This window comes from Argonema antarcticum A004/B2 (genome assembly GCF_023333585.1).
GTDB classification, from domain to species: Bacteria; Cyanobacteriota; Cyanobacteriia; order Cyanobacteriales; family Aerosakkonemataceae; genus Argonema; species Argonema antarcticum.
Map to the genome: position 1 here is coordinate 1 of NZ_JAIQZN010000039.1, position 13557 is coordinate 13557.

The following is a 13557-nucleotide window of genomic DNA, read 5'->3' on the forward strand; positions in this document are numbered from 1 at the left end:
GGAAGAGGGAAGAGGGAAGAGGGAAGAGGGAAGAGGGAAGAGGGAAGAGGGAAGAGGGAAGAGGGAAGAGGGAAGAGCTTACGACAATCAGGGATTATGAACCAGAGGTAAGAGTTGGAGTTGCCCTAACCGCCTTTCGTCGGTTGCTATAGTTCTTGTTCCGAATGAATAATGAATATTGGTTGCGCTTTAGCGCTCTTATAGCGCTAAAGCGCAATCAATACCTGCTGCAAAAGCCTTAAGTCAATAGTAGAAAGAATTAGTTTTCGGGCAATAATCGGGACAGTCGATCGCATCCTCAGAATTGGCAACACCGGGACGTACCGTACACTTGAGACGATAGTCATTAGTGAAAAACCGACACCCAGGGCAGGGGATTTGGTGCATACGCTTAGCCCTGGTGACGCTATGGGAGAATGCCGACCAGAGATTCCAAGCTAAAAGAAGCATAAATCCCCAGGCCAAGACAAAGCAAATCGGCACCAAAAAAGGTTGGAGAGAATGTATTAGCGGGTACAGCAGTTGGAACACGACAACTCTCGATTCAGTTAAACGCCAGCGTGCCCTAAAGCCAAACCTGCTACCAGCATTCCTAAAACCAGAAAAGGCTGGGCACTTGCCTGATACTTTACATCATTTTTCAGAGGATCGCGCAGGAAGTACATATCCTGAAAAGTGATCTGCGGGATAACTAGCAGCAGCAGAATTGTAGCGTATAAGTTTTGGTGAATGGCGATCAAGTAAACTGCGATCGCAGCTTGAAACACATCGATCATCACCACACAAATCCAAGCCGCTGTGGTGACGCCAAACATCACCGGAAGCGACTGCAAACCTAACTGCCTGTCTCCGTCCACACTTTTGAAGTCATTGACGATCGCAATTCCCAATCCTGCCAAACTATATAACAGCGTCAGAACAACGATCGTGGCATTGAGGTCGCCAAACAAAGCGTGACCCGCCCACCAAGGCAAAGCAATGTAACTGGCACCCAAAGCATAATTGCCCAGCCAGCCATTTTTTTTCAACTTCAGGGGTGGAGCCGAATAAATGTACGATATAAACGAACCGCCCAAAGCTAGAACTGCGATCGTGGGAAAACTGTGACCAGCCCACAAATCTAGGAGAAATGCCACGCCAATACCAGCGAGTAACAACACCCAAATCTGCGTCACCACTTGGGGAATAGCAATTGCCCCTGAAGGAATCGGACGATAGGGTTCGTTAATCGCGTCAAGATCCTTGTCGTAGAAATCATTCACAGTTTGGGTATAACCCGTCAGCAATGGTCCTGACATCAACATACAAGCGGCTGCTATCAGCACATTTTCCAGCGTCCAGGTGTAGTTGCCAGAGGAAGCCGCACCGCAAACGACGCCCCAAATTAGGGGAATCCAGGTAATTGGCTTCATCAGTTGCAGCCGGATTTTCCAAATGTTGGTTTCCCCAGCTGCGGCACCTTTCATACCCAGCATCTGTCGCGTTCTAGCACCACTGCTGGCAGCTATAGGAGCCTCAATACTGGGATTTACCTCCACAGATGTCGGTTCTGCCAGATCTTGAGTAAGGGTTTCGGGGTCTGTGGAAAACTGGGAGGGAGTCGGGTCAGACATATCAATTTTGGATTTTGGATTTTAGATTTTGGATTTAATTTTCCGTCGATCGATGATTAATTTCAGATTTAAAAAGGGAAGATTTTCAATTCAAAATAAATTTGAAATCTGCAATCTAAAATCTTCCCTTTTCCCATGAACAATGACCAAAGTCTCTTACTAACGCAAGTTGCTAGTTATATTAAGTAGGGTATGTCAGAGCGAGAAAATTAGCGATTATATGCCAAATTTTGGGGTCTGACGCACCCTACAACCTTAAAAATCCCTGAAAATTAATAACTAGCAACTTGCGTTACTAGAAGGAAATAGTTAAATAACTATTTTGGAATTTGGCTCCCTTGACGGATTGGCCGCTCAGCTGGGGAGGAAGGAAAATATTGCGTCGCTGGTCGCCCGCTTCGATGGTGACTTCTGGGCCGTTCTGGGTGAGTTTAACCTGCTTTTTGTCAAAACCGGGCAAGAATAACCTGACTTGGCGAGCCGGAATGTCAATTTCTATGGGTTTGGGAGCCCGATAGGCTTGACGGAAATCTGGCATAGCGTTGATTAGGGGTTGCCAGTCGCCCCCGGTGCGGGTGGGAATGGCGATCGCAGATAGAGGGGCAAACTCAGCGGTAACGATGTCGATAGCAGCTGTTTCGCGATCGAATGTCTCGTAAACCTGCGCCAGGTTTTGGGCAACCTCAGCTGCCACGGTATCTGCCATTGTCGCTTGATTGAGAATCACGCCGCCAACCGTTAAACCGATTTGTTGAGCGCTACCCCACAGATATTTGGCAGTCGCTACAGCCGTTGGGTCGCCTGTCGTCACCAGATAAGCCGCCATGCGATTGGGATTGGCAACAGCGTCCTTGCCTTGGTCTAACAAATTGTTGACCTGGTTAGTGGGTTGAGCGAAGTTATCCTCGCCCCAATTCACGTTTAAAACAGCGCTGGCGACGGGTTGGATAAACGGCGATACAGTTTTACCCAAGTCGGAATTAAGAAATAAATTCCGAAAGCGGCGGATGTACCAGCTGACAATCTCCGGCATTCCCAGCATCCGCAGCATCGTTTGGTCGCCCGTTCCGTCATAGACAATTGCATCGTATTTGCCGGAAGTATCGTACTCCCGAAGGGCGTTTAACGCCAACGCACTATCCATCCCCGGCAGGACGCCCAACTCTTGACCGAATACCTCTTTGACGATCGGCGTGCGGAGGTATTGCGCTTCCAGCTGTTTAATCTCTTCCCAACTGCGTTCCAGCAGTTGGGCTGTCTGGAACTGCACCCCCTGGAAATTAGTCGCTAGTTCCTGGGGGTCGGGGCCAAGCGTAGCACCTAAAATTAAGCTCAGTACCGGGTCAGTGCCCTGTCCGGCCAGCAGCACGCGCTTTCCTTGACTAGCTAGCTGTTTGGCAGCTGCGATCGCCACTGTAGTGCGACCAGTGCCACCCTTGCCCAAAAATGTCAAAATCAGGGACATTACTCTTCCTTAAGCGTTTACGGGTTCTAGTTCGTCTTCAAAGAACCAGGTAGCAAACTTATCCTCAAACTTTACAACCACTCCCACACCGCTGCCATCTACCATTTTGTATCCCTGAATGACGCCAGTCTTACCCAGGCATCCAATCACATTTGCAGGCGCACGATCCCGAAGACGACGCACGCGGACTGTTTGACCGATTTCCATTGCAACTCCAATCTATGAACCATTCCACAGTCTATATGGAGTTAGGGCGTCGGGGGAAGAGAGGGAGTGGGGGAGTGGGGGAGTGGGGGAGTGAGTAACCTTTCTTCTTCCACTGACCAATCATCCAGAATAAACTTTTTACCCAAATTGCCAAAATATGAATAAAATCTTAACTTAAGACCTTTTGCGTCTTTTGGTGTGTTGGTAGTGAACGTGGGAGCAAGCATTGCTTCAGATGAGAGGAGTTGTTAGTCAAGCTGGGAGATTTTACCGCAATTTGCCGCCCAATAACCCGTGGTGCGCTAAGTTGGATCTCCTAAAAGCGTTGGTACTGCGAGACTTAGAGGCTCGATATAAAGGCGCTGTTTTGGGCAATTTTTGGCCGTTACTGAACCAATTATCCCAATTACTGATTTATACTTACGTTTTTGCGATCGTTCTCAGAGTTAAACTCAGCCTGCAAGGATTGCCAGAAAATAAGTTAACCTTTGGTCTGTGGATATTTGCGGGATTGCTGCCTTGGACTGCATTCATCAGTGGTTTGTTACCAGCAGCAGTTTCCGTACTCAGCCAACCCAATCTGGTAAAAAAGGTGGTGTTTCCCTTGGCGCTGTTGCCTTTGGTGCCAGTGTTTTCCGCCTTTGTGGAAAGTACGATCGGGATAATGGGGTTGATTTTGTTAGTTGGGATAACAACCCATACCATTCACAGTACCCTTTTGTTACTGCCGCTGGTCTGGTTGCCCCAGTTGCTTTTAACAGCAGGTTTAAGTTATTTAGTAGCAGGGCTAACTGTATTTCTGCGGGATATACCCCAAACCTTGTCGGTAGTTACAAATTTGTGGTTTTACCTGACTCCGATCGTCTACCCTGCTTCCCTAATTCCAGCACAATGGCGTATTTGGGTATTTTGGTTGAATCCCATGACTGCGATCGCCGAAACTTATCGTGACCTCATCTTAGAAGGCAACGTGAAGCACTGGCAAGAATGGGGCATAGCTTCTTTCGTCTCTTTAGTGGTGTTCTATGGCGGCTTACAAGTTTACCGGCGATTGCGTCCGGCATTTGCTGATGTACTTTAAATTTTAATCCAAAAAAACCTCCACTAAAAACCCCACTTGTCAACTCAATCGTTTGTCATTTAAACAGCAGTGCCATGACTGAAATAGCAATTTCTCTCAGCAATATCTCCAAGTGCTTTAAGTGCTATACTCGTCCCGCCGATCGGTTGAAAGATTTATTACTGCCAGGAAAAAGCAAAGCCAATGAATTTTGGGCACTGCGAGACATGAACCTGGAAGTTCCCAAAGGACAAACCTTGGGAATTGTCGGACGTAACGGTTCTGGAAAAAGTACTCTCCTCCAAATTATCGTAGGCACCCTGACACCAACGACAGGTAAAGTGGGGGTAAACGGCAGAATAGCCGCATTGCTGGAGCTAGGTAGCGGATTTAACCCAGAATTTACCGGCAGGCAAAATGTGTTTTTTAACGGTCGGTTAATGGGGTTGAGCCAAAAGGAAATTGAAGCGAAGTTTGATGAAATTGTTGCCTTTGCAGATATTGGCGATTTTCTCGATCACCCTGTCAAAACTTATTCCAGCGGAATGTTCGTAAGGTTGGCGTTTGCAGTTTCCACTAGCGTCGATCCAGATATTCTCGTAGTAGATGAAGCTCTCTCCGTTGGCGATGAAGCTTTTCAGCGTAAATGCTTCGCTCGCATTCAATCAATCAGAGCTAGAGGTGGAACAATTCTGTTTGTTTCTCACTCAGCTACTTCGGTTATAGAAATCTGCGATGCCGCTATCTTGATGGATAGAGGCGAAAAACTCCTCTTTCACCATCCTAAGTTTGTTGTCGATAAATATCATAAACTGATGTATGCGCCGGAAGATAAAGCGCCGGAGTTACGCGAAGAAATACGGGATCTGCAAAGAAGTGTTAGTTATGATTCATTCAAACAGCACGTTTCTGTTGTCGAAAACAAATCAATAGTAACTGTTTCCAACGATCCAGCAAACGAGGAACCAGAACCACAAGAAATACGAGAATTTTACGACCCGGAGTTGGTTCCCACCAACACAATTTCTTATGTGCCTCGTGGAGCTAAAATTACTAATCCTCATATAACCATGCCTGATGGAAAAGTGGTGAATCATCTGGTTGGACGGAAAGAGTACATTTACACTTACTCAGTTGCTTTTCTCAAACACGCTCAACAAGTTCGGTTTGGTATGCTGGTTAAAACCGTGTCTGGATTGGAACTTGGAGGCGCTTCTTTTACGGCATCGTCTCAATGTATTAACGACATTGAACCGGAGACGATAGTAATAGTAAAATTCCCCTTCAAATGTCTGCTTAATCCAGGCGTTTACTTTTTAAATGCAGGTGTTACAGGGTTAGTTGACGGACATTTTACGTATCTTGCCAGACATATTGATGTGGCGATGTTTAGAGTCCAACCCGAAACTAATTCCTACGCTAGTGGTATAGTTGACTTGATGATTGAGCCAAGTTTAACTATCAATGCTGATTTGATCGAAAAACATCAAGAAATTAACGTTTTTTGAAGCTCCTTTTGCACTAGCTTCGTTTAGTTAAATTAGGGTTAATGCACATGGAGATTGAAGCGATCGAGTATAGAAAACGTGAAATCACAAATAAATTCGGTGAATGGACTAACCACAACATCCATCTGGATGAGGATATTTACACGATCGGTCAACAAATCACCGGCGCTGAAGTAAAATTAAGACGGATCTTGCAAGCGATCGCAGATATAGTCTATCGGCCTTTTGAAAAGCTGCGCGTTCTGGACTTGGCGTGTCTGGAGGGGTTATATGGAATAGAACTGGCACTCCACGGCGCTGAAGTAGTCGCCATAGAAGGCAGAGAAGCGAATATTGAGAAAGCGCGATTTGTCAAGGATGTCCTTTCTCTACACAACCTTCAGCTTGTCCAAGACGATGTACGCAATCTCAGTCGGGAAAAGTACGGCTGTTTCGATGTAGTATTGTGCATCGGTATACTTTACCACTTGGATGCGCCAGACGTTTTTTCATTTCTGGATAAAATAGCAGATGTCTGCAAAAAAGTGGTAATCTTAGATACTCATGTAAGTATGTCGGCAGAAAAATGCTATATTTACAAAGAGCAAAAATATTGGGGTTGTTCATATTTAGAGCATAATGATAATTCAACACCGGAGGAAAAGAATAAATTATTGTGGGCATCATTGGACAACTTAACAAGTTTTTGGCCGACCCGTCCTTCCCTGTATAATTTATTATCAGAAGTAGGCTTTACGTCAGTTTATGAATGTCATAATCCAGCGGTGATAAAATATGAAATAATGAGACAGAAAAAAGAAGCTGACAGAAACACATTTATGGGAATTAAAGGGGAACGACAAAACATCATTTCGTCACCAATAGCAAATAAAATAGCACAGGAAAGATGGCCAGAAAAAGAAGAGTTAGAACTATAAAATCCAGGTTGTTAGAAATGTCTCAACCGCTGATAATAACTGGAATGCACCGCTCTGGCACTTCTCTGACTGCTTCATTTATAAAAGCGATCGGAGTTAATTTAGGCAACAATTTTTTGAATGCGGATGATCGTAACCTCAAAGGCTACTTTGAAGAAATTGACTTTTTAGAATTCCAACGTTCTGTTTTGCAAAATAGCTGTCCTCCTGACGAAGCGGGATGGCATGATTGGGGTTGGACAGAAAGTGAGAAGTTGGATTGCAGTAAGTTTGAAAATTATATTGAAAATGCACGGAATTTAATTAATCGCCGCCAGCAAAACTTTAGTATTTGGGGTTGGAAAGACCCTCGTACCACTCTAATGCTTGAATTTTGGAACAAGGTACTTCCCGAAGCAAAATACTTGCTAGTTTATCGGTTTCCCTGGGATGTGGCGGACTCTATTAGTCGTCTGAATGAAAGAGTTTTTGACGAACATCCTGATTATGCTTTAAGGATTTGGGCTTATTACAACAATCATTTACTGGATTTTTACAAAAAGCATTCGGAGCGTTGCATTCTTTTTAATATAAATGCTTGGCTAGAAGAGCCAGAAAAGCTGATAGAATTAATTAAAAATAAGTTAAAGATAAATTTTGTAAATACATACAAGGAGAGTGAATTTAAAGAAGTATACGAACAGCAAATGTTTACAACATTAGCATGGGATGCTTTTGTTGTTAAAAAGTTATATAGTGGTAGTAACCAATATTCTTCATTGTTAGCAGAATTGGATGAGGTTGCCGATATACCCAGCGGCTTTTCTGTGAAAGCGATCGCAGAATTGTCCCATAGTAGATTGACCGTTAAGTCGGCATTTGCAAATTTCTTAGATCGGGGCACAATTTCAGAGTCTTTGAAGTCAACTTCGTTAGAGCAGAATGAAACAATTGTCAAGGAGATGAGCGTGGTAAATGAATATGAAAATGAGATAGCGGTATCGGTTGTTATTCCTTGCTTTAATCAAGGCGAGTTTATCCTAGAAGCTATTTCTAGTGTACAGAGTTGTCAAGATCGTATTTACGAGATATTAATTATTAATGATTGCTCAACCGAAAAACTGACATTAAAGGTTTTAAATTATTTAAAAGAAAACGGGTATCATATTATAGAACATCAAAGCAATCAAGGACTGGCTGAGGCTAGAAATACTGGTGTAAAGAAGGCAAGAGGTCGATATATTTTGCCTTTGGATTCGGATAATAAAATTAGAGCGAAATATTTGACAAAGGCAATTGAAATACTGGATAAATATCCTGAAATAGGGGTAGTTTACGGAGACGCGGAATTTTTTGGAGAGAAAACGGGGATTTGGGAAGTTCCCGAATTCAATATAAACAAGCTGGCGGCGAGAAACTATATTGACGCTTGTGCTGTTTACCGGAAGGAAGTATGGTCAGATTGCGGGGGTTATGACTCAAAAATACCGGGGAAAATGGGATATGAAGACTGGGATTTTTGGCTGGGGTCTGTAGAAAAAGGGTGGAAATTTTATCATGTTCGTGAAGTATTATTTGATTATCGGGTAAGATCTGACTCAATGGTGAGTTTGTGCCGAATACCGGAGAATCATGCCAGGTTAGTAAATTATATATGTGCCAAGCATTTAGAGATTTATAAAACTAACTTTGCCAGCATTTTGGCAGAAAAAGACTCTGCTTTGTTAAAGGAGCAGATCCGTTATGAAGGAATGGAAATGGAACTGCAAAAAACGCAGGCAGCATTTGAAGAATCGCAGTCAGAGCTAGAGCGCATTCAATCGGCGTGGTCAGAATCGCAGGAGCAAGTACAGCGCATTCAATCGGCTTGGGAGCAAGCGCAGTCGGAAGTGCAGCGGATCGAATCGGCTTGGAAGGAAGCACAGAAAGAAGTGCAAATAGCTTATGCCGCATCTGAGCGATCGCAATCCGAACTCCGGCGCATCCAAACTGCTTGGGAGGAAGCGCAGTCGGAAGTAGAACACATCCGCAGCGCCTGGTCAGAATCCCAAGAGCAACTGCGGTTAACTCACTCCGAGTGGGACTTCGCACAGTTGGAGGTAGAGGAAATCCGAAATGCCTGGGAAAAATCTCAGGAGCAATTAAAGCGAACTCAGGCTGAGTTGGAACAATCCCAGGAGCGATCGCAAAAAGAAGCAAAGCGCATCCAAACTGCTTGGGAGGAAGCACAGTCAGAAGCAAAGCGCATCCAAACTGCTTGGGAGGAAGCAGAGCAGCAAGTCCAGCTAACTCAAGCCGAGTGGGAGCGAGCAGAGCAGCAATTACAGCTAACTCAAGCCGAGTGGGAGACTACACAATCAGAAGCACAGCGCATCCAAACTGCCTGGAACCAAGCAGAGCAGCAATTAGAGCTAACTCAGGCCGAGTGGGAGACTACACAATCAGAAGCAAAGCGCATCCAAACTGCCTGGAACCAAGCAGAGCAGCAATTAGAGCTAACTCAAGTCGAGTGGGAGACTACACAATCAGAAGCAAAGCGCATCCAAACTGCCTGGAACCAAGCGCAGGAGAAAGTGCAGCTAACTCAAGTCGAGTGGGAGCGATCGCAGTCGGAACTACAGCTAACTCGCACCGAGTGGCAGAAAGTACAGCAACAAACACAGTACATTCAAGGTGCCTGGGAGCAAACCCAGCAACAAGCGCAGCACATCCAAACTGTCTGGGAGCAAACGCAGTCGGAGGTACAGCACATTCAAGGTGCCTGGGAGCAAACCCAACAACAAACACAGCACATCCAAACTGCCTGGGAGCAAACCCAGCAACAAACACAGCACATCCAAACTGCCTGGGAGCAAACCCAGCAACAAACACAGCACATCCAAACTGCCTGGGAGCAAACCCAGCAGCAAGTGGATCTCATCCAAACTGCCTGGGAGCAAGCGCAGCAACAAGCGCAGCAGTCCCAATCCCAGTTACAACAGATGCAAGTAGAGTGGGAGCGATCGCAATCCCAGTTACAACAGATGCAGGCAGAGTGGGAGCGATCGCAATCCCAGTTACAACAGATGCAGGCAGAGTGGGAGCGATCGCAAAATCAACTCCAAATCGTTCAAGCAGAACACCAACAGACGCAAGCCATTATTAACCAAATGGAGAGCAGTAAATTTTGGAAATTGAGAAAAGCATGGGTTCGATTCAAGCAAGCAATTGGTTTTAGCAACAATATTGAGAAACAATGAAAAAAATTGTTAGTCATATAACAGAATTTGTTCGGAACGCCAACTTAAACCTATTAAGAGGAACTCAAGCAAATATTCTTCAAGAAAATGACTTATTCCAGGAAATAGTTCCAACTGGCGACTTACTGGGTTGTCTCGACTCTCCCACTATTAATGAAATTAATATAAACGGCACGCTGATTGTTTTTGGCTGGCTTAGTAGCAGAAATTCGCGCATCGAATCCCTCCTATTAGCCATCGACAACTTACCAGAAGAAACCATAACCTACGACCTGCCTCGGCCTGATGTCGCTCAAGTATTTCCAGATCTGCCAAATGCCGCTTTATCTGGCTTTAGATGGAATATCCTTTTAGGCCCTAACTACGCCGGAAATCTCACGCTCACCATTTGGGCAGTACTTGAAAATGGGGAAAAAACTTGTTGTTTTACTCGCCGAGTCACAGTTAAAACCTCTATCCCAACCCAAATTAAACGCTTAAACCCCTATACTTTTATTTATGGAGCAGCACTCAAAGCAATAGCCGCATACCAGCACGGACGCTTGTCACCCTCTCCTGTTGTGTGGGTTCGCAAACTACGTCGTTACTACCAACAAATACAAGCCGATCCAAATGTCGAACTAGAAAATTTCCACGTAACTCATCCCTGGCAGATGCAAGATCCATATCAAAGATGGATTGAGACAAACCGCCTCACACCAAAGCTTTTGACACGCATGGCAGAAGATGCCGAAAAGCTTAAAAATAACAACCCCAAAATCAGCATTATTGTTCCTGTTTACAATACATCAGAGCTATTTTTGACGGAGATGATCGATTCAGTCACCTCCCAAATTTATCCCAATTGGGAACTTTGTTTAGCTGACGATGCCTCCTCTAAACCTCATGTCAAAAGCATTCTCGAACAAGCACAAGCATCAGACTCACGAATCAAAGTAAATTTTCGGCCCCAAAACGGTCACATTGTAGAAGCTACAAACTCAGCCTTAGATTTAGCTACAGGTGAATACGTTGCCTTCTTAGATCATGATGACATCCTGTCACCAGATGCCCTATTACACATTGCTGAATGTATTACCAAGAATCCAGATATCGATTGGATTTACACCGATGAAGATAAAATAGATCTAACTGGGCGCAGGTACGACCCCCAGATGAAGGGTAAGTGGAGTCCAGAAATGATGCTCACCCATAATTTTACTCAACACTTTACTGCGATCCGAAAGACCTTAGTAGATAAAGTTGGGCGGATGCGAAAAGGATATGAAGGGGCGCAGGATCTCGATTTATTTTTACGGGTAAGCGAACATACCACCCCAGATAAAGTTAAACACATTCCCAAAGTTTGTTATCACTGGCGATGTCATGCTGAAAGTACCGCTTCTCACGGTACTCAAAAGCGCTACATTTTCGATAGCGCCGATCGCGGCATAACAGATGCTCTAGCACGTCGCGGTCTCAAAGCCAAGCCATTTTTGCCCGATATTGCAGAAAAGCACGGTTTATGTTTGTACCAGCTTAAGTGGGACGAAAGCTTACTGGCTCAAAATCCTGTCACCATTGCCATCCCCACAAGAGACAAAGTAGAACTCCTAGAAAAATGTGTAGCCAGTTTAGAAAGAACCGTTGATAAGCGTTACGTCAAGTTATTAATAATTGACGATGGTTCTAGGGAACAAAAAACTCACGAATATTTCAAAAAATTAGTACAAAATCAAGTCCTGCAATGCCGAGTTATCAACTCAGGACGAACCAACGGCTCCTTCAACTATGCTCGCTTGATGAACCTAGCTGCCAGCTACGTTGACACACCCTATATGCTTCATCTCAATAATGATATAGAAGCGATCGCCCCAGGCTGGTTAGAAGATATGGTAGGCTGGATGTCAATAGATGGTGTCGAAATAGTAGGAGCTAGACTTTTTTATCCCGATCGCACTATTCAGCACGCAGGCGTTGTCATCGGGCCACATAACGGACTTGCCGATCATCTATTTCATCATCTACCAAAAGAAGAAGTAGGTTATATTTGTTTACCCCATGCAGCACGCAATGTGTCAGCAGTCACAGGCGCTTGTCTTCTAACCTCAACAGCTTTATATCGAGAAATAGGTGGGTTTGACGAAGAAAATTTCGCCGTTCAGTACAACGATGTGGATTACTGTCTGCGCGTCATGCAATTAGGCAAACGTATTGTCTACACACCCCAAGCGAGCTTAATTCACCTAACGAGCGCATCTAGAGGCAACGATCATAACTATCAAGAACATTTGAACTTTTTAGCTAAATACAAAGACTTTAAAGATCCATTTTTTAATGAAAGCTTAGATATTGATTCCATGTGGATGGCTGTAAATCCATATCATTATTGCCACACCGAACGAGCATCTAAATTAAAAGTACTTGTACTTACCCACAACTTAAACCTGGAAGGTGCTACCCTAATTGTTTACAATTATGCCCGCCATTTTGCTACGGTTGGCAACTATCAAGTTAACGTTCTATCTCCTGAAGACGGTCTGTTACGAGAAGCTTATGAAAATTTGAATATCCCCGTTAAAATTGTCTCCAAACAAGTACCGTTCCCAAATGAAACAATAGAGCAGTTTCGTAGCCGATTAAAAGAATTAGGCGATCGCATAGACTTAGCTTCATTTGACTTGGTGGTATGTAACACCTTGATTAGCTTTTGGGGCGTGGAATTGGCGCGTTTATTTGGCTTGCCAACTATATGGCATATCCATGAAAGTGCAACTCTAGATAAAAGTATTAAGAACTTTTTTGGTGAAGCTTGCGAAGAGTCAATGCCGCGATTGCTGAAAGATTGTTTCTTAAATACCAATCAAGTAGTATTCCAAGCTAAAGCTACACAGAATGTGTTTCAATCGTTAAACGTTAAAGATAATTTCCGAACCATACCCGGCGCAGTTCCTATAGACAAAATCAATCACTTTCGCCAATCCTATAGCAAATCTGAATTGCGTGCTAAATATGGCATCAATGAAAATGACGTAGTTTTAACTGTGGTGGGAACGATTTGCGAAAGAAAAGGACAACATATTTTCATAGAAGCAATTAAAGAGTTAGAGGCTCAATACTCTGAGAGAAATTTTAACTTATCTTGTGCGATCGTTGGCGGCAGAGTGATTAGCTATTATAACTTCTTGCAGCACCAAATCCGAAAATACAAGTTGGAAAATATGTACATTTACGATCAAACCACAGATGTTTATGACTTTTTCGCTTTCAGCGATATTTTCGTTTGTTCAAGTTTTGAAGAGTCGTTCCCTAGAGTGATATTAGAAGCAATGGCATTCGAGTTAAAAATTGTTAGTACCAATGTGTTTGGGATTCCCGAAATGATTAGCGATCGCTATGAAGCATACTTAGTTGAACCGGGGAATTCCAAAGCTTTAGCTGATGCAATTCAAAACTGTTTGGAAAACCCAGAAGTATCGGCTCGTATGGCTAGTAATGCTTATGCGAAAGTATCGAGAATGTTTGACGAAGCAGACTTACTCCGAAGACAGCTTTTGCTAACGAAGCAAGTAGCATTAAAATAGCAGTAA

10 protein-coding genes are annotated in these 13557 nt (G+C 44.0%); 5 read left to right on the forward strand and 5 right to left on the reverse strand.

All coding sequences use genetic code 11. From position 1 onward, the window contains the following. Positions 1–243: 243 nt before the first annotated feature. The 5 genes from LAY57_RS17405 to LAY57_RS17425 form a co-directional block, all read right to left on the reverse strand. On the reverse strand, positions 244–450 hold the full coding sequence (locus LAY57_RS17405; protein ID WP_420839097.1) for a hypothetical protein: 207 nt from the start codon (positions 448–450) through the stop codon (positions 244–246). Positions 451–548: 98 nt separating this feature from the next. Further along, positions 549–1613 (reverse strand): chlorophyll synthase ChlG, encoded by a 1065-nt coding sequence (gene chlG / locus LAY57_RS17410; RefSeq protein ID WP_249068061.1) that lies wholly within the window; start codon positions 1611–1613, stop codon positions 549–551. A gap of 295 nt (positions 1614–1908) precedes the next feature. Continuing rightward, on the reverse strand, positions 1909–3078 hold the full coding sequence (locus tag LAY57_RS17415; protein WP_249068062.1) for a Get3/ArsA fold putative tail anchor-mediating ATPase NosAFP: 1170 nt from the start codon (positions 3076–3078) through the stop codon (positions 1909–1911). Between the two features lie 9 nt (positions 3079–3087). After that, positions 3088–3285, reverse strand: a complete 198-nt coding sequence (petP, locus tag LAY57_RS17420; RefSeq protein WP_249068064.1) for a cytochrome b6f subunit PetP — start codon at positions 3283–3285, stop codon at positions 3088–3090. A 41-nt stretch (positions 3286–3326) separates the two neighbouring features. Beyond that, positions 3327–3512, reverse strand: coding sequence for a hypothetical protein (locus LAY57_RS17425; RefSeq protein ID WP_249068065.1), 186 nt, complete (start codon positions 3510–3512; stop codon positions 3327–3329). A gap of 8 nt (positions 3513–3520) precedes the next feature. Here LAY57_RS17425 and LAY57_RS17430 point away from each other — a divergent pair, with 8 nt between their 5' ends. From LAY57_RS17430 to LAY57_RS17450, 5 genes are all read left to right on the forward strand, one after another. Then, on the forward strand, positions 3521–4366 hold the full coding sequence (locus LAY57_RS17430; RefSeq protein WP_249068066.1) for an ABC transporter permease: 846 nt from the start codon (positions 3521–3523) through the stop codon (positions 4364–4366). 74 nt (positions 4367–4440) lie between these two features. Next, positions 4441–5853, forward strand: coding sequence for an ABC transporter ATP-binding protein (locus LAY57_RS17435; RefSeq protein ID WP_249068068.1), 1413 nt, complete (start codon positions 4441–4443; stop codon positions 5851–5853). 41 nt (positions 5854–5894) lie between these two features. Then, a complete protein-coding gene (locus tag LAY57_RS17440) occupies positions 5895–6770 on the forward strand; it encodes a class I SAM-dependent methyltransferase (RefSeq protein ID WP_249068069.1) in 876 nt (291 codons plus the stop codon). A gap of 17 nt (positions 6771–6787) precedes the next feature. Beyond that, on the forward strand, positions 6788–9988 hold the full coding sequence (locus tag LAY57_RS17445) for a glycosyltransferase (RefSeq protein WP_249068070.1): 3201 nt from the start codon (positions 6788–6790) through the stop codon (positions 9986–9988). After that, on the forward strand, positions 9985–13551 hold the full coding sequence (locus LAY57_RS17450) for a glycosyltransferase (protein ID WP_249068071.1): 3567 nt from the start codon (positions 9985–9987) through the stop codon (positions 13549–13551). The genes LAY57_RS17445 and LAY57_RS17450 overlap by 4 nt, the downstream gene beginning before the upstream one ends. Positions 13552–13557: the final 6 nt, after the last annotated feature.

Bases quoted from the DNA above. Each gene is read 5' to 3' on its own strand.
- LAY57_RS17405 (WP_420839097.1), bottom strand. From the start codon at position 450: ATGCTTCTTTTAGCTTGGAATCTCTGGTCGGCATTCTCCCATAGCGTC.
- chlG (WP_249068061.1), bottom strand. From the start codon at position 1,613: ATGTCTGACCCGACTCCCTCCCAGTTTTCCACAGACCCCGAAACCCTT.
- LAY57_RS17415 (WP_249068062.1), bottom strand. From the start codon at position 3,078: ATGTCCCTGATTTTGACATTTTTGGGCAAGGGTGGCACTGGTCGCACT.
- petP (WP_249068064.1), bottom strand. From the start codon at position 3,285: ATGGAAATCGGTCAAACAGTCCGCGTGCGTCGTCTTCGGGATCGTGCG.
- LAY57_RS17425 (WP_249068065.1), bottom strand. From the start codon at position 3,512: ATGCTTGCTCCCACGTTCACTACCAACACACCAAAAGACGCAAAAGGT.
- LAY57_RS17430 (WP_249068066.1), top strand. From the start codon at position 3,521: ATGAGAGGAGTTGTTAGTCAAGCTGGGAGATTTTACCGCAATTTGCCG.
- LAY57_RS17435 (WP_249068068.1), top strand. From the start codon at position 4,441: ATGACTGAAATAGCAATTTCTCTCAGCAATATCTCCAAGTGCTTTAAG.
- LAY57_RS17440 (WP_249068069.1), top strand. From the start codon at position 5,895: ATGCACATGGAGATTGAAGCGATCGAGTATAGAAAACGTGAAATCACA.
- LAY57_RS17445 (WP_249068070.1), top strand. From the start codon at position 6,788: ATGTCTCAACCGCTGATAATAACTGGAATGCACCGCTCTGGCACTTCT.
- LAY57_RS17450 (WP_249068071.1), top strand. From the start codon at position 9,985: ATGAAAAAAATTGTTAGTCATATAACAGAATTTGTTCGGAACGCCAAC.